This window comes from Methyloceanibacter sp. (assembly GCF_050726195.1).
Classification (GTDB): domain Bacteria; phylum Pseudomonadota; class Alphaproteobacteria; order Rhizobiales; family Methyloligellaceae; genus Methyloceanibacter.
In genome coordinates, this window is sequence record NZ_JBOHJC010000003.1 from 60,311 (window position 1) to 76,925 (window position 16,615).

At 64.8% G+C, this 16,615-nt stretch carries 11 protein-coding genes and 1 tRNA gene; 10 read left to right on the forward strand and 2 right to left on the reverse strand.

Translation table 11 applies throughout. From position 1 onward, the window contains the following. Position 1: 1 nt before the first annotated feature. From ACRECX_RS02810 to ACRECX_RS02835, 6 genes are all read left to right on the forward strand, one after another. Positions 2-1,702 (forward strand): ABC transporter ATP-binding protein, encoded by a 1,701-nt coding sequence (locus ACRECX_RS02810; protein ID WP_431557297.1) that lies wholly within the window; start codon positions 2-4, stop codon positions 1,700-1,702. Continuing rightward, positions 1,699-2,943, forward strand: coding sequence for an NAD(P)/FAD-dependent oxidoreductase (locus tag ACRECX_RS02815; RefSeq protein WP_431557298.1), 1,245 nt, complete (start codon positions 1,699-1,701; stop codon positions 2,941-2,943). The genes ACRECX_RS02810 and ACRECX_RS02815 overlap by 4 nt, the downstream gene beginning before the upstream one ends. Further along, the gene (locus ACRECX_RS02820) at positions 2,940-4,727 is read left to right on the forward strand and encodes a NirA family protein (RefSeq protein ID WP_431557299.1); all 1,788 of its coding nucleotides are present in this window, start codon (positions 2,940-2,942) and stop codon (positions 4,725-4,727) included. The genes ACRECX_RS02815 and ACRECX_RS02820 overlap by 4 nt, the downstream gene beginning before the upstream one ends. Continuing rightward, on the forward strand, positions 4,724-6,331 hold the full coding sequence (locus tag ACRECX_RS02825) for a sulfite reductase subunit alpha (protein ID WP_431557300.1): 1,608 nt from the start codon (positions 4,724-4,726) through the stop codon (positions 6,329-6,331). Before ACRECX_RS02820 ends, ACRECX_RS02825 begins: the two co-directional genes overlap by 4 nt. Before the next feature lie 8 nt (positions 6,332-6,339). Further along, positions 6,340-9,048: a molybdopterin-dependent oxidoreductase gene (locus ACRECX_RS02830; RefSeq protein WP_431557301.1), complete on the forward strand. Its 2,709-nt coding sequence runs from the start codon at positions 6,340-6,342 to the stop codon at positions 9,046-9,048. Between the two features lie 173 nt (positions 9,049-9,221). Beyond that, a complete protein-coding gene (locus tag ACRECX_RS02835; protein WP_431557302.1) occupies positions 9,222-10,439 on the forward strand; it encodes a hypothetical protein in 1,218 nt (405 codons plus the stop codon). 35 nt (positions 10,440-10,474) lie between these two features. Here the strand turns inward: ACRECX_RS02835 and ACRECX_RS02840 are convergent. Then, positions 10,475-10,551: transfer RNA gene (locus ACRECX_RS02840), tRNA-His, on the reverse strand. 206 nt (positions 10,552-10,757) lie between these two features. Then, positions 10,758-11,252, reverse strand: coding sequence for a phasin (locus ACRECX_RS02845; protein ID WP_431557303.1), 495 nt, complete (start codon positions 11,250-11,252; stop codon positions 10,758-10,760). A 317-nt stretch (positions 11,253-11,569) separates the two neighbouring features. Between ACRECX_RS02845 and ACRECX_RS02850 the strand changes: the two genes are divergently transcribed. From ACRECX_RS02850 to ACRECX_RS02865, 4 genes are all read left to right on the forward strand, one after another. After that, entirely contained in the window at positions 11,570-12,850 is a 1,281-nt protein-coding gene (locus ACRECX_RS02850) for a sensor histidine kinase (RefSeq protein WP_431557304.1), read from the forward strand. Positions 12,851-13,168: 318 nt separating this feature from the next. Continuing rightward, positions 13,169-14,221 carry a Fe(3+) ABC transporter substrate-binding protein gene (locus ACRECX_RS02855; RefSeq protein ID WP_431557305.1) on the forward strand — a complete coding sequence of 351 codons (1,053 nt, stop codon included), beginning with the start codon at positions 13,169-13,171 and terminating at the stop codon, positions 14,219-14,221. 100 nt (positions 14,222-14,321) lie between these two features. Further along, positions 14,322-14,768: a hypothetical protein gene (locus ACRECX_RS02860; RefSeq protein WP_431557306.1), complete on the forward strand. Its 447-nt coding sequence runs from the start codon at positions 14,322-14,324 to the stop codon at positions 14,766-14,768. 94 nt (positions 14,769-14,862) lie between these two features. Beyond that, complete coding sequence (locus ACRECX_RS02865; RefSeq protein ID WP_431557307.1) at positions 14,863-16,533, forward strand: ABC transporter permease; 1,671 nt, start codon at positions 14,863-14,865, stop codon at positions 16,531-16,533. Positions 16,534-16,615 lie beyond the last annotated feature (82 nt).

The following is a 16,615-nucleotide window of genomic DNA, read 5'->3' on the forward strand; positions in this document are numbered from 1 at the left end:
GATGGCAATTCTCGAGCTCAAGGCCGTGTGCGCGGGCTATGGCTCGGCGCAGGCCCGCACCGAGGTGCTCAAAGGCATCGACCTTGCGGTCGAGGACGGGGAGATGCTCGCCGTGCTCGGCTTCTCCGGTACCGGCAAGACCACGCTGATCTCGCTGCTCGCCGGCCTGAAAGCGCCGGACAGGGGCGAGGTGCTGTTCAAGGGCAAAAGCGTGGCGGGCCCGGGGCCGGAGCGCGGCGTCGTGTTCCAGAGCTACGCGTTGATGCCGTGGCTCACCGTCGAGGACAACATCGCGCTCGCCGTCAATGCGGTACACGCGAAGGCACCCCGCGCGGAGCGTCAGGCATTGACCAAAAAGTACATGTCCATGGTCGGCCTGACGCATGCGCGGGACCGGAGACCCGCTGAGCTGTCGGGGGGCATGCGTCAGCGGGTCTCCGTCGCCCGGGCCCTCGCCATGCAGCCGGAAGTGCTGCTCCTCGACGAGCCGCTGTCGGCGCTCGACGCGCTGACGCGCGCCAAGCTCCAGGACGAGTTCGCCGAGATCCGCGCCGAGACCAATGCCACCATGGTGCTCATCACCAACGACGTGGACGAGGCGATCTTTCTCGCCGACCGCATCGTGCCGCTCAATCCGGACGGTTCGCTCGGACCGGACTACAAGGTGGAGCTGCCGCGTCCGCGCAACCGCGTCGCCCTCAACCACGACCAGACCTATCACCGGCTGCGCGGCGATATTACCACCTACCTGATGAAGGTGGGCGCGCTGCGCAAGACGGAGGGCGACGGCGGCATCGCCTTGCCCAACGTTGTGCCGTTCTTCGCCAAGGAGGAGCTGCCGAGAGCCTATGTGAAGGCGGCATCGGAAGCGCGGCGCGAGGACCGCTATCTCGACTTCAGCCAAATCTCCAAGACTTACCCGACGCCGAACGGTCCGCTCACCATCGTCGACGGCTTCGACCTGAAGATGGACAAAGGCGAGTTCGTCTCGCTGATCGGCCATTCGGGCTGCGGCAAGTCCACCGTGCTGTCGATGGCGGCCGGGCTGCAGAACGTGAGTCTTGGCGGCATCTTCCTCGACAACCGCGAGGTGCACGAAGCAGGGCCCGACCGCGCCGTCGTATTCCAGTCGCCGTCGCTGGTGCCATGGCTCACAGCGGAGCAGAACGTGGCGCTCGGTGTCGACCGGGTCTATCCCGACGCTACCCGCGCCGAGCGCCAGGACGTGGTCCATTACTATCTCGCCCGTGTCGGGCTCGGCGACGCCATGACCAAATACGCCGTCGAGCTGTCGAACGGCATGAAACAGCGGGTCGGGCTTGCGCGAGCCTTCGCGCTGTCGCCGAAGCTGCTGCTGCTCGACGAGCCGTTCGGCATGCTCGACAGTCTCACGCGCTGGGCGCTGCAAGAGGTGCTCATGGAGGTGTGGACGCGCACTTCGGTCACCGCGGTGTGCGTGACCCACGACGTGGATGAAGCGATTCTCCTCGCCGACCGCGTGGTGATGATGACCAACGGCCCGCAGGCGCGGGTGGGGCGCATCGTCGATATCGACATCCCGCGGCCGCGCACGCGCCAAGCGCTGCTCGCGCATCCCCGCTATTACGAATATCGCGAGGCGATCCTCGGCTTCCTCGACGAGTTCGAGCACGGCGCCGTCAGCAAGTCCGATGCCGAGAAGCCTCTGGAGGCCGCGGCATGAGCGAGCCGCTCGTCATTGTCGGCAATGGCATGGCGGCAGCCCGCCTGGTCGAGGAGCTCACCGCGCGCGCGCCGGGCCGCTACGCGATCGCCGTGATCGGCGAGGAGCCGGCGCTTGCCTATAACCGCGTGCTCCTGTCCTCGCTGCTTGCGGGCGATGTGGCGGAAAACGACATCGAGCTCAAGCCCCGCTCGTGGTGGCTCGCGAAAGGTGTGACCCTCATCTACGGGCGCCGGGCGGTGGGGATCGACACCACCGCGCGACATGTGCGTCTCGACGGGAGCGCAGAGCTTTCCTTCGCAAAGCTTGTGCTGGCGACGGGATCGGAGCCGATCCGGCTGCCGCTTCCCGGCACCGCGCTTCCGGGCGTCCATACGTTCCGCGACGTGCGCGACGTCGGCGCCCTCCTTGCGGGCGCCGGACCAAAGCGGCGCGCCGTAGTCATCGGCGGCGGCCTCCTAGGGCTCGAGGCGGCCTACGGACTCCGCAAAGCCGGCGCGGAGGTGGCGGTCGTGCACCTCATGGACCGACTCATGGAGCGCCAGCTCGATGCGCGGTCGGCGATGATGCTCAAATCCGCCCTCGAGGCGCGCGGCATCGAAGTGCTGCTCAATGCCGACAGCGTCGGCGTCGAGGGGCGGGGTCGGGTCGAGGGCCTTCGCCTGGCCGATGCCCGCGTCGTTCCCGCCGATCTCATCGTCATGGCCGCCGGGATCCGACCTCGGGCCGAGCTTGCCCGAGCTGCCGGGCTCGAGGTCAAGCGCGGCATCGTCGTCGACGACCACATGCAGACAAGCGCGCCCGGCGTCTTCGCTCTCGGCGAGTGCGCTGAGCATCGGGGGATCTGCTACGGCCTGGTCGAGCCGGCCTACGAGCAGGCGAAGGTGCTCGCACACCATCTCGCCGGCACGCCGACGCGCTACGAGGGCTCGCTGCTCGCGACCAACCTCAAGGTCTCGGGCGTCAACGTGTTCTCGGCGGGCGACTTTCTCGTCGCGCCGGGGAGCGAGCCAATCGTGCTGACCGACCCCGAGCACGGCATCTACCGCAAGCTCGTGGTGAAGGATGGGCGGCTTTCAGGCGCGGTTCTGCTTGGCGATACGGCAGACGCGCTCTGGTATCTCGATCTCATCCGCTCCGGGGCGCCGATCGGGCCAATGCGCCAAAGTCTCGTGTTTGGGCGGGCCTTCTGTGCCCTGCCCGACAAGGTGGCCTGCGGGCCGCAGGCGGAGGCGGCATGAGCGTCATCGAGACCAAGACCGAAACCTTCACCGGCGAGCAGAAGAGCTATCTCGAAGGCTTGGTCTCGGGTCTCCAAGCCAAGCGCGCTTCCCAGGGCTTGAAGCCGCTCGGCGAAGGCAGCGGCGCGGCGGAGCCCGTCGGGCCTGACGCCGCGCATCTCAAGGCGCAACGCACGGTCGAAGCGGCGGGCAAGAAACTCTGCGACCAGGAGAAGTGGAAGCGCGAGGAGCATCCCTTCGACGCCTATGCGCGCCTCAACGACCAGGCGGCCAAGTCCGAGTTTCCCAAGCCGGCAGACAATTTCCGCTGGCGCTATTACGGGCTGTTCTACGTGGCGCCGAACCAGGACAGTTATATGTGCCGGCTGCGCATCCCGAACGGCATCCTCAGCGCGGCGCAGTTCGAAGGCGTGGCCAAGGTGGCGGAGGAGTTCGGCGGCGGCTACGCCCATGTCACCACCCGCGCCAATCTGCAAATCCGCGAAATCGGCGCGGCGAACGCGGTGCATGTGGTCGAGGCGATTCAGGGTTTGGGCCTTACCACCCGCGGCTCCGGCGCCGACAACATTCGTAACGTCACCGGCACGCCGACCGCCGGCATCGACCCTCAAGAGCTGCTCGACACGCGGCCTTTCGCCCGCGCCTGGCACTTCCATGTTCTGAACGACCGGTCGCTCACCGGCCTGCCGCGCAAGTTCAACGTGGCCTTCGACGGCGCCGGAAAGGTCGCGGTGCTTGAAGAGACCAACGACATCGGTTTCCAGGCGGTGGAAGTGGCCGAGGGCGCGCCGGTGCCTCCGGGCATCTATTTCCGCCTCGTGCTCGGCGGCATCACCGGACACAAGGACATCGCGCGTGACACCGGCGTGGTGTTGGCGCCTTCCGAGGCAACGCGCGTCGCCGACGCCATCGTGCGCGTGTTCATCGAGCACGGCGACCGCACCAACCGCGCCAAGGCGCGCCTAAAATACGTGCTCGACGCCTGGGGCTTCGACAAGTTCCTGGCCGCGGTCGAAGACAGGCTTGGGGGCAAGCTCGCACGAATCGAGCCGGCGCACATCCGCCCGCGGCCGCAAGCCGACCGCATGGCGCATCTCGGCGTGCACAAGCAGAAGCAGGGCGGGCGCAATTGGATCGGGCTTGTACTGCCGGTGGGTAGACTCACAGTTGCGCAAATGCGCGGGATTGCGGCGCTCGCCGGCGATCTCGGCGACGGGGATATCCGGCTCACGGTGTGGCAGAACCTGCTCATCTCGGGCATTTCCGATGCGAACGTGCCGGAGGCGGTCGCGCGCATCGAGGCGATGGGCCTGTCGGCCAAGGCCACGGCGATCCGCGCCGGTCTCGTCGCCTGCACCGGCAATACCGGCTGCAAGTTCGCCGCCGCCGACACCAAGGGCACCGCCGAGGCGATCGCCGCACACATCGAGGGCCGGCTCGAGCTCGATCAACCGGTCAACATCCACCTCACCGGCTGCCATCATTCCTGCGCGCAGCATTATATCGGCGACATCGGCCTGATCGCCGCGAAAATCCCCGTCAACGACGAGGGCGACACGGTCGAGGGCTTCCACATCGTGGTCGGCGGCGGCACCGGCGCGAACGCGCGCATTGGCCGCGAGCTGACGCGCGACATCAAAAAGGAAGACTGCCCGCGGAAGATCGAGCAGTTGCTCCGCGCGTATCTCGCGCATCGCATGAGCGAGGACGAGCCGTTCTTTGCCTTCGCCAATCGCCACGATATCGAGGCGTTGAGCCGGCTCGCGGAGGAGCAAGCCGCATGACCATGCAGAGCCCGCCTCCCGCGACGCCGCTCATTCCGGACTCCGCGCCGTTCAACGCGGATCAGCGCGCTTGGCTCAACGGCTTCTTCGCCGGGCTGTTGTCGCTCGACCCTGGGGTGACGCCGGCGTCGGCTGGTTCGGTTGTCCTCCCCGGTGCGGCCGCAGACGGCGACGACGGCGAGGCGCCGTGGCACGACCCGTCCATGCCGCTCGACGAGCGCATGAAGCTCGCCGATGGGCGGCCCTTACGCCGGCGCATGATGGCGGCCATGGCCCAGCAGGACTGCGGCCAGTGCGGCTACAACTGCCAGGACTACTCCGCGGCGATCGCCGAGCAGGCAGAGCCGCGTCTCAATCTGTGCGTCCCCGGCGGCAAGGCGACGGCGCGCATGTTGAAGAGCCTCGTCGAGGAGATGGGCGGCGGCGTGCTCGATCCCGACGAGCAGGCGGCTAAGGAGGCCGCGCGCCCGCCAAAGTCCGAGGATCTGCGGCCCGGCCGCTGCCGCGAAAATCCCGTCGTCGCCACGTTCAAGTCGCGCCGACGTCTCAACAAGGAAAGCTCGGAGAAGACCACAAACCACATCGTCATCGACCTTTCCGAGAGCGGCCTTGATTACGAGGTTGGCGACAGTCTCGGGGTGTTCGCGGCGAGCGATCCGGCGCTCGCGGACAAGATCATCGCTCAGATCGGCGCGCCACCAGACTTCCCCGTCATGGACAAGACGCTGCGCGAGGTCCTGATCGACGACACGGCGCTTGCGCCAGCGCCCGATGCGCTGTTCGAGCTGATCTCGTACCTGACGGGCGGCGAGCGGCGGAAGAAGGCGAAGGAACTCGCCAAAGGTGGCGACCCGGACGGCGACGCCGAAACGCTCGACGTGCTCGCCGCGCTCGAGAAGTTTCCGGGCATCCATCCCGATCCCGAGGCTTTCGTCGAGGCCCTCGAGCCGCTTCAGCCGCGCCTCTATTCCATCTCCTCCTCGCCAAAGGCCGACCCGGGCCGTGTGTCGCTCACGGTCGACGCGGTGCGCTACACGATCGCAGGGCGCTTACGCGAGGGCGTCGCCTCCACCTTCTTCGACGGCCGCATCGCGCCGGGTGCCAAGCTCAAGGTCTATGTGCAGAAGGCGCATGGCTTCGCCCTCCCCTCAGACGGTGCGACACCCATCATCATGGTCGGTCCCGGCACGGGCATCGCACCGTTCAGGGGTTTCCTTCAGGAGCGGCTGGCGACTAGTGCGACCGGCCCGGCGTGGCTGTTCTTCGGTCACCAGCGCAGCGCTTGCGACTTCTTCTATGAGGAGGATCTGGATGGCCTGCAAGCCGCCGGCGTCCTGACCCGGCTCTCCCTTGCCTGGTCGCGCGACGGCGACAAGAAGGTCTACGTGCAGGACAGAATGCGCGAGGAGGGACCCGAGATCTTTGCGTGGCTCGAGCGCGGCGCGCGTTTCTATGTATGCGGCGATGCGCAGCGCATGGCGAAGGATGTCGACACGGCGCTCACCGACATCGTCGCCGCTTGTGGCAACACCTCGCCTGACGACGCAAAGGCCTACGTCGAAGACCTGAAGTCGTCCGGTCGCTACCAGACAGATGTCTATTGAGGGCCGGCATGGAGCTATCGCTGAAGGTCCCTCCGGTGCGCACCACCTGCCCCTATTGCGGGGTCGGCTGCGGCGTGCTGGCCAGCCCGGATGGAAGCGGCGGTACGCAAATCACAGGCGATCCCGACCATGCAGCGAATTTCGGCCGGCTCTGCTCCAAGGGCTCGGCGCTCGCCGAGACCTTGAGCTTCGAGGGACGGTTACTGCATCCCATGATGCGCGGCCCGGACGGCGTGATGGCGCAGGTCTCGTGGGATGCGGCGCTGAGCCGCGTGGCGCGCGGCTTCCGCGACACGCTTCAGCGCCACGGCCCTCAATCCATCGCCTTCTACGTCTCAGGCCAGTTGCTCACCGAAGACTACTACGTCGCCAACAAGCTGATGAAGGGGTTCCTCGGCTCTGCCAATATCGACACCAACTCACGGCTATGCATGGCGTCGTCCGTCGCGGGCCACCGGCGCGCGTTCGGCGCCGACACCGTGCCCGGTTGCTACGAAGACCTCGATCAGGCCGACCTCTTGGTGCTGGTCGGCTCCAATGCCGCCTGGTGTCACCCGATCCTGCACCAGCGCATGGTCAAGAACCGGCGCGAGCGGGGCGCGCGCATCGTCGTCATCGACCCCCGCCGTACGGCAACGACGGAAGACGCGGACCTTGTGCTGCAAATCGCGCCGGGCACCGACGGCGTGCTGTTCTCGGGGCTGCTGGCGCATCTCGCCGAGCGCGAGGCCCTCGACCAAACCTTCATCGGTGATTGCACCAGCGGCTTCGCTGCGGCGCTGGCTCGCGCCCGGAAGATTGCGCCCGACCCCGCCACGATCGCCGAGTCATGCGGGGTCGCGCGCGAGGACGTGACCACCTTCTTCGACTGGTTTCGCGTCACGGAGAAGGTGGTCACCCTCTACTCGCAAGGCGTCAACCAATCGGCGCAGGGCACGGACAAGGTCAATGCCATCATCAATTGTCATCTCGCTACGGGACGCATCGGACGCCCCGGTATGGGCCCGTTCTCGTTGACAGGCCAGCCGAACGCCATGGGCGGACGGGAGGTCGGCGGTCTCGCCAATCAACTCGCCGCCCACATGGATTTCGAACCGGAGAACGTCGACAGGGTCCGGCGCTTCTGGAATGCGCCGGCGATGGCCAAGGCGCCAGGGCTGAAGGCCGTCGATCTGTTCGAGGCGATCGAAGCGGGGCGCATCAAGGCGCTGTGGGTGATGGCGACCAACCCGGCTGTAAGCCTGCCGCGCGCCGACGCCATGCGCGATGCGCTCGGCAGGCTCGATCTCCTCGTCGTATCGGAGGTCGTGGCCTCCAACGACACGGTCGCCGCAGGGCCGCACGTTCTCCTTCCCGCCGCAGCGTGGGGCGAGAAGGACGGCACGGTCACAAACTCGGAGCGGCGCATCTCTCGGCAGCGCACGTTCCTCGTACCGCCGGGCGAGGCGAAGCCTGACTGGTGGATCGTATGCGAGGTGGCGAAACGCTTGGGGTTTGCCAAGGCCTTTGCCTATCAGTATGCGAGCGAGATCTTCCGTGAGCACGCGCAACTTTCCGCGTTTGAGAACGGCGGCACGCGCGATTTCGATCTCGGCGGCTTGAGCGACCTCTCGCCCCACGCCTATGCCGAGCTCGCACCGACTCAGTGGCCGGTCACAGAGGAGGGGCGCGACGGCCACGCGCGGCTCTTCGCCAACGGCCGGTTCTTCACGCGCAACGGGCGCGCCCGATTCGTGGCGATCGATCCCCCGGGGCTTCACGAGACGCCGGAGGCACCCTACCCGTTTCTCCTGAATACCGGCCGGGTGCGCGATCACTGGCACACCATGACGCGCTCAGGGAAGTCCCCTCGCCTCAGCGCTCACACCGACGAGCCATTCGTCGCAGTCTCCCGTGAGGACGCCGCCGCCCTAGGCCTCGCGGACAGCGGGTTCGCCCGGGTATTCTCCAAGCACGGCATGGCCGTGCTGCGGGTCAGGCTGAGCGAAGGGCAGCGGGCGGGCGAGCTCTTCGCGCCAATCCATTGGAACGCCGAGACGGCATCGCATGGGAGGGTCGGCGCGGTCGTACATGCGGCGTGCGATCCTCACTCCGGACAGCCGGACTCAAAAGCGACGCCGGTGGCAATCGAGCCGGTGAATTTCGCCGCGCACGGCTTTCTTCTGTCGCGCGAGCCGATCGTCCTTCCCGACGACTTCTGGTGGGCGCGGACCACCGTCAGGGGGGGCACCTTGGTGCGGTTCGCCATGAACGCGCCGGCGGATGCCTGGATAGGAGTGGTGCATCGCCTGCTCGGCGACGACGGCGCCATCATCGAGCTTCATGACGCAACGGAGCAAACCTACCGCGCTGCGAGCCTGAAGGACGAACAGCTCAAGGCGTGCCTCTATCTCGCCGCCGGGACCCGCCCCTTGCCCGGGCTCGACTGGCTCAAGCATCAGCTCAGCGCGCCCATGATCGAGAACGGCGCGCGGAAGGCGCTGCTCGCCGGCCGCGCTCCCGACGGCATGGCCGATCCGGGGCCGCTCGTGTGCGCGTGTTTCGGCGTCGGGCTGGCAGCGATCCAAGATTTGATTGCCAGCGGCGCGGCCGGCTCGGTCGAGGCGGTCGGACTGCATCTCAAGGCAGGCACCAATTGCGGCTCCTGCCAGCCGGAAATCAAAAGACTTGTAACGACAATCAATGGAGGACGCGTCCTTGCGAGCGCCGATGCCTAGCGCCGCGCGGCCGGATATTTGAGTTCACCGCATGGCTTTTACATCAACAACAAGCATAAGATTGGGTGGCGAGAATGTTCGGTGCGAATTCGCGGGGACTCCACATACCGGCACGGCCTCTCTGGGTCGGGCTATCTTTGATCGTTTCACTGGGGGCCGGAGTTGCTTCAGCCATGGCGCAGAGCGCCTATTACGACCCTCAACAAGGCTCCGAGACCGGCTACCAGCCGCCCTATACGGGCTTCTTCAACGGCAAATTTTGGACCGATACGCGCTACCGCTATGAGTTCGTCGACCAGGGCAATCTGCCGAAGGACGCGCGCGCCTCGACCCTGAAGAACAAGACCGGCGTCGAGTCCGGCTTCTTTCATGGCTTCCGCGCCGGCGTTGAGGGCGAATTTATCGTCGAGCTGGGGCCCGACGACTTCAACAACACGATCAACGGCAAGACCGAGTTCCCCATCGTCGCCGATGTCGAATCGGCCGAGGTCGATCAGGCGTATCTCGAATCGCACAACATTCCGGGCGTCGCACTCCTTGGTGGGCGGTTCTTGGAGAATCTCGACAACGAGCGCTATGTCGGCTCGGTCGCCTGGCGCCAGAACGACCAGACATTCGACGGCGGCAAGGCGACGATCACCGCCCTCCCCGGCATGACCGGGCTCTACGCCTATATCGGCAACGTGAACCGCATCTTCAGCGACGACTCGCCGGTCGGCAACATTCCCGCCAACACGCACCTATTCCATCTCGAGAGCAAGAAGATGACGATCGGCACGCTGACGGGTTACACCTACCTGATCGACCTGTTCGATCTCGACCCACTATCGAATGCGAGCTTCGGTGGCTTTCTCAAGGGCAAGCAGCCCCTGGGCGACGGCTTCGACTATCACTACCGCCTGGAGTACGCCCGGCAGATCGACTATGGCGACAACCCCATCGACTACGCGGTGAACTATGCGCGCATCGAGCAGGGCTTGTCGTGGAGCGGGTTCACCACAACGCTTATTTATGAGTTTCTCGGCAGCGACAACGGCGTGGCCGCGTTCCAGACGCCGCTCGCCACGGGCCACATCTTCAACGGCTTTGCCGACGTGTTCCTGGTGACACCGCCGACCGGCCTTCAGGATTTCTACGTGGAGACCAAGTACAAGGTGTCGGCCAAGTCAGGCGGCCCGTTCGGCTATTTCGACGGGCTCCTGCTCCTTGCCCAGTATCACGAGTTCCGGTCCGCCGTGCGGGATCTCGACTACGGATCGGAGTTCGACTTCTACGCCTACCTCCCCTTGCGCAACGGCGTCTACGCGCAGCTCAAATATGCGAACTACAGGGCAGACGAGTTCTTCACCGACGTGGAGAAGGTGATCTTCGGGCTCGGCTGGCAATATTAGGGGGAGGCGACGGCGGGGAAGATGGCCGGCTTTAATGGTACCGCTGGGGGGATTCGAACCACCGACCTCCTGATCCACAGTCAGGCGCTCTAACCAACTGAGCTACAGCGGCACACGGGCAATTGCCTAGGCCGGAACCTAAGGGCAGGCAGGAAAGGTTGCAAGCGGGCGGAGACATCCTCGCGCGGGCTGTCCGCTCGGGGATCGCACACAAACAAAAAGGCCCGAGGCTGGCCTCGGGCCCTACGCATTACTTGACGCAGTACTCGTTTACACTTGTTTGGCGCGACGGCGCCATGCGCGTCCCGAAGGAGAGACTTACGACGCCTTACGCACCGCCTCGAAGGAACGCGAAACCTGATCCTTGAGGGGCTCGGTGGTGTCCTGGGCGATCTTGGTGGTCAGCGCCCGAACCTCCTGGGCCTGGCTCGCGAACACGTCGAACTGGCCGCGAATGAAGGCCGACTGAAGCTCGACGATCTCGGCGAGGTTCTTGGCGCCGGCCAAGCTCTTCGCCAGGTCGAAAGCGGAATTGAGATTGCGCTGGGCAATGTCGATAAGCTTGCGGTTGAAGGCGGTCGCGCCCTGGCCAGCGGCGTCAAAGGAACGCTCCAGCGCATCGATCGACTCTTCCAGCGCTTCCTTGCCGCGCTCATACGCCTCGCGGGTCTGGTTCACGGTCTTCTCGGCGAGTGCGCGTACGCTCTCGGGTACGGTGGTATCGATTTTGAGCGCCTCGAACTCCTTGGTGGCTTTCTTGAAGGTATCGCGCACCTGTTCGGCAGCTTCTTGCGGGGAAAAGGTCTCACTCATGATGGCACCTCTTTGTCGATCTCCTCGATCGCTCTGGCGGGGGAACAGCGCGGATCTGCACGAATGCAGCCGCCTCTTTTTGTTGCACCGCAATATAAATGGTGCACTGCGATAATGCAAGAGGCAGTTTGCCTAATCCGGCGTCTTTTTCGACCTGTGGCGAATTTCCCGGTTTCAGGCTATGCAATGGAGCGAATTCGCCTAAATTTAGTGGTTGAGTCGAGTAATCGCCCCAATAGGGGGGTTCCCGAGGCCGAGCCGGACTTTGCGCCAGGGCGCCAGAACGAGCTCTTTTTGTTGGTTGATTGGGGCCGAGTATGGCCGAACTTAGACCGCAACGGCGCATCGAGGACGGGGATCGCGAGGCGCTCGAGCATATTGCGCGGGCTCTGGAGGGCCGCGTGTTGCTTGGCCCCGGCGCCCTCCCCGTAAGCCCTGACTCCGGCGAGGCGAAGCGCCCCATTACCATTTCGTCCGAGAGCCTGAAGCTCCTGCTTGAAGCCATGCCGGCGGCCATCGGTCTCCTGCGCGGGAGCGACCTCGTCTATATCAACAGCGCCTTCGCCTACGCGTTCGGCTATCGGTCTCCAGTCGAGATGATGGAGGCCGGCGGGCTCGCCGCCATTCTTCCCGGCGGCGCCGATGTGCTTCAGGGCGATGCTAGTGCCGAGCGCACGGGCGAGATCGATGCGCTCACCCGCTCGCGCCGGCGCCTCAAAGTGGCCTTCGCGCTGAGGCGACTCGACTCCGACGTGACACTTGTCAGGCTCATCGATCAGACGAGTCTCGATGCCGAGCCTGCGCCTGAGCCCGAGACGGCTGCGCCTGCTCCACAGGCGCCGGCAAGCGCCAGCTTGCCGGCGGCGGACGCGAGGACCACATTCGATGCGGACGCTGCGACACGCCGTCTCGATTTCTTGGCCAAGGTCAGTCACGAGGTGCGCACGCCGCTCAACTCGATCATCGGCTTTACCGAGTTGATGCTCCAGGAACGCTTCGGGCCGATCGGCAATGCGCGTTACAAGGGCTATGCCGAAGACATCCATCAAAGCGGCCTCTATGCCCTTAGCCTGCTCAACGACCTGCTCGACATTTCGAAAATCCAGGCGGGCAAGTTCGAGCTCGACTTCACCGCGGTCGACGTCGGCGAGATCGTCGAGATGTGCGTCGCGAGTCTGCAGCCGCTCGCCAAACGGACGCGCATCGTGCTGCGGACCTCGCTCGCGCCAGACCTGCCGCTTGTCGTCGCCGATCCGAGGCGGCTCAAGCAGATTCTGCTCAACCTGCTCACCAACGCCATCAAGTTCACAAACGAGGGCGGCCAGGTCATCGTGTCGGGCACGATCGTCGACGGAGAACTCCGGCTGCGGGTGCGGGACAGCGGCGTCGGCATGAGCAAAGATGAAATCGCCTACGCCATGCAGCCATTCCACCAACTCGGCACGGCGCCGCGCCGGCAGTCGGGGACGGGACTCGGGCTGCCGCTCACCAAAGCGCTGGTGGATGCCAACCGCGCGCGGCTCGAACTGTCGAGCGAGCCAGGGGTCGGCACCTCTGCCGATGTCATTTTCCCCGCGGAGCGGCTGTTCTCGTCCTGAGGATGACTCAGCGCCGGCACGCGCACGGCGTGCTTTTCGCAAATTGCTTTCGCAATCGCGAAGATCACTGCGTTATGACAGCACTGTTGCAGTGATTTCTGTCAACACTACTTTACATAGGGCAATAACTACTTATTTCCTTGAATTCTTCTAATGTAACGTCATCAGTTAGAAGGCTTCTAAGTTTGGTTCAATTTCGATATTCTTGTTGACATCGCGCAAGTCGAGGCTTTAAGCGAGGAAATGCAGCCTTCGGCCTTGGCCTTGGGCAAGTTTTTTCGGTCCGATACCGGGGCCTTGAACCCCGGACATTGGAGGATGTCGATGCGCTCCGGCCTCGCGCGCGCACTTGCGCTTGCGCTCCTTTTCCCCGCCACCGCACTTCTCACCGCCCATGCCGAGCAGGCGGGCGAGGTCAATATCTACTCCTACCGGCAGCCTTATCTGATCGACCCCTTGCTCGCGGAGTTCGCCGCCGAGACCGGCATCAAGGCCAATGTGATCTACGCCGAGAAGGGGCTGATTGAACGCATCGAGGCGGAAGGCCGCAACAGCCCTGCCGACGTGCTGCTTACCGTCGATATCGGCAATCTTAGTCAAGCCGCCGCGGCGGGCATCGCTCAGCCGATCGACTCGGAAGCGATCGAGGCAGCGATCCCGCCTTCTTATCGCGGCGAGAGCAACGAATGGATCGGGCTCACGCGCCGCGCCCGCGTCGTCTATGCCTCGAAGGATCGGGTCAGCCAAGACGCGATCACCTATGAGGAACTGGCCGATCCCAAATGGCGCAACAAGATTTGTGTCCGCTCCGGGCAGCACGTCTATAACGTCGCGCTGATCGCTTCGATGATCGCCCATCACGGTGAGGAGTGGACGGAGCAGTGGCTACGCGGCGTGAAGGCCAACCTCGCGCGCAAGCCCGCCGGCAACGACCGCCTTCAGGTCAAGGGCGTCTATGCGGGCGAATGCGACATCGCCCTCGGCAACACCTATTACATGGGCGCCATGCTGACGGACGAAAAGAATCCTGAGCAGAAGGAGTGGGCGAACTCGGTCAGGATCCTGTTCCCCAATACCGAAGATCGCGGCACCCATGTGAACGTGTCGGGCGCGGTGCTGGCAAAGCACGCGCCGCACAAGGAGAATGCGGTCAAGCTCATCGAGTTTCTAGCCTCGGACAGAGGACAGCAAATCTATGCCGAGGTGAACAACGAATACCCCGTGAAGGACGGCGTGCCGTGGTCGGCGCTGGTTCAGTCCTGGGGCGCTTTCAAGCCGGATCCGATCTCGCTCAATGAGATTGCGGCCTCGCGCAAGAAGGCAAGCGAACTGGTCGACGAGGTCGGCTTTGACGATGGGCCAAGCTCATAAGGGGACGAAGATGAGCTTTCATAAGAGAATCGACAGACAAGTCGGTAGCAGGGCAACGCAACAGACCTACATCCCTCCACGGAGCGGCGCGGAATGGCTGGTGGGCGTCGGGTTCCGATGCTGGCTGGCCGGCTACGATACCGGCGACATCGCCTGCTGGGAGAATGGCTGGAACGAATATAACCGCCTGCTCGGGCCGTCGCGGGCGAAGCGCGCGGTAACGGAGCTTGCCTGCTGGGTCAGGGCGGTGCGATCCACGGCCTCGCGCAAGATCGAATATTATCCGTTCGGCTGCGCCGGATTTTGTGCCGACGAGTGCATGGCGATCTCGTTGATCGCCGCATCGCAGCATCATCGCTGTCCGGCCATGCGAGCTTGCGCGCTGGCGCTGACCGGCTCCGATCTCGTGGAACCTGTGATCGACGCAGCCAACGCCTTTGCCGACGCTCTGCAAGAGGCCGATCAGCGCTTGTCGCAGGAGGCGGTCGCTGCGCTCGTGGCGGGCGGTCGCAAAGCAGGCGGAGAAAGTTTCGCTGACCGGCCTTGAGCAAGACGCCGCGCAGCGCGGCAGGACCAAGGAGCGGGTCCGCCTGCGCCGTAGGCTCGCGCGTCTTTCAGAAAGCGGCAATCTCGGCTGGTCCGTGGCGGCGCTCGTTCTCTCGCTCGTCGCTCTGGCACCGCTGATCGCCATCGCGGTGATCGCTTTTCAGCCGAGCGGCGACACCTGGCCTCACCTCATCGCCAACGTGCTTCCGGGAGCCGTGCGCCGTACGGTTGGCCTGTTGCTGGGGGTGGGGATTCTAACACTCCTGATCGGAACTGGAACGGCATGGCTCGTCACCATGTACCGATTCCCTGGACGCCGTTATCTGCAATGGCTCCTGCTCTTGCCGCTGGCGATGCCGACCTACATCATCGCCTATTGCTATCTCGAACTGTTCGACTATTCCGGCACGGTGCAGGCCGTTTTGCGCTCCCTGTTCGGCTGGCACAACGCGCAGGATTACTGGTTTCCCGACATCAGAAGCTTGGGCGGCGCCGTCTTCGTGATGAGCGCCGTGCTCTACCCTTACGTCTACATCACCGCACGAGCGAGCTTCCTCGCCCAGTCGGTATGCGTGATCGAGGCAAGCCGCGCGCTCGGGCGGACCGCATCCGAGACCTTCTGGGAGATCGCGCTGCCGCTCGCTCGGCCGGCGCTCGCCGCCGGCGTCGCGCTTGCGCTGATGGAGACTTTAAACGATATCGGCGCCGTGGAGTTCTTCGGCGTGCGGACGCTCACCGTCGCGATCTACGACACTTGGCTCGATCGCGGCAGTCTCGCCGGGGCCACCCAGATTGCCTGCGTCATGTTGTTCTTTGTTTTCGCGCTGCTTCTGATTGAGCGGACGCTTCGTGCCGGACGGCGATTCCACCATACGACCGGCAAATATCGCGACTTGCCGGAGGACGAACTTCGCGGTTTGAAGGGCGCGCTTGCCGTGCTTGCCTGCGCGTTGCCGGTGCTTGTGGGCTTCGTACTACCGGCCGGGGTACTGGTCAGCGATGCCATTGCACACATGTCCGCAGGCCTTGCGCCTTCGTTCTGGCGCGCCGCAACCAACAGTCTGCTGCTCGCGTCTGCCGCCGCGCTGCTCGCAGTCACTTTCGCTGTGGTTCTCGCCTATGCGAGGCGGCAGACGCGCTCCAAGCTCGTCCAAACCGCAAGCCTCGTCCCTGCGATCAGCTATGCCGTTCCAGGTACCGTGCTGGCAATCGGCCTCCTCATTCCGCTCGCGGGGCTCGACAACAGCATCGACGCGGCCATGCGGTCGCTGTTCGGCATTTCCACCGGGTTACTGTTCTCCGGCACCGCCTTCGCCATCGTACTTGCCTACACGATCCGTTTTCTGGCCGCCTCGCTCGGAGCCGTTGAGGCGGGCCTCAGCAAGATCTCGCGCAATATCGACGCGGCAGGGCGGACACTAGGCGCCACCGTAGGCGAGATGCTGTGGAGCGTACATCTTCCCCTCTTGCGGCCCGCGCTCGGCGCGGCGGCTCTGCTCGTCTTCGTGGACTCCATGAAGGAGCTGCCGGCGACTTTGCTGCTGCGGCCCTTCAACTTCGATACTCTCGCGACTCAGGTGTTCACCCTCGCCTCCCTCTATCGCTACGAGGAGGCAGGAGTTCCGGCGCTTACTATCGTCGCGGTCAGCTTGGCCCCGGTTCTCCTCCTGCACGGGATTATTGCCAGGAGCCGCCCGGGAGCGTCTTCGAGCCGGCCGGTTGGCGCTCAGCCAAGTACGGACTGGGCGTTGCGGATATCTCGATAACTCAAGAGGAGATGTGGGGCGTTGGGCTCGCACTTCCCTGACAATCGGGCTAAAAGGAACTGCTCTCGCGGCGATCATGACA

What these genes read in the sequence shown, in the direction of transcription:
- ACRECX_RS02850 (WP_431557304.1), top strand. Translation starts at nt 11,570, where the DNA reads ATGGCCGAACTTAGACCGCAACGGCGCATCGAGGACGGGGATCGCGAG.
- ACRECX_RS02855 (WP_431557305.1), top strand. Translation starts at nt 13,169, where the DNA reads ATGTCGATGCGCTCCGGCCTCGCGCGCGCACTTGCGCTTGCGCTCCTT.
- ACRECX_RS02810 (WP_431557297.1), top strand. Translation starts at nt 2, where the DNA reads ATGGCAATTCTCGAGCTCAAGGCCGTGTGCGCGGGCTATGGCTCGGCG.
- ACRECX_RS02820 (WP_431557299.1), top strand. Translation starts at nt 2,940, where the DNA reads ATGAGCGTCATCGAGACCAAGACCGAAACCTTCACCGGCGAGCAGAAG.
- ACRECX_RS02845 (WP_431557303.1), bottom strand. Translation starts at nt 11,252, where the DNA reads ATGAGTGAGACCTTTTCCCCGCAAGAAGCTGCCGAACAGGTGCGCGAT.
- ACRECX_RS02830 (WP_431557301.1), top strand. Translation starts at nt 6,340, where the DNA reads ATGGAGCTATCGCTGAAGGTCCCTCCGGTGCGCACCACCTGCCCCTAT.
- ACRECX_RS02835 (WP_431557302.1), top strand. Translation starts at nt 9,222, where the DNA reads ATGGCGCAGAGCGCCTATTACGACCCTCAACAAGGCTCCGAGACCGGC.
- ACRECX_RS02815 (WP_431557298.1), top strand. Translation starts at nt 1,699, where the DNA reads ATGAGCGAGCCGCTCGTCATTGTCGGCAATGGCATGGCGGCAGCCCGC.
- ACRECX_RS02825 (WP_431557300.1), top strand. Translation starts at nt 4,724, where the DNA reads ATGACCATGCAGAGCCCGCCTCCCGCGACGCCGCTCATTCCGGACTCC.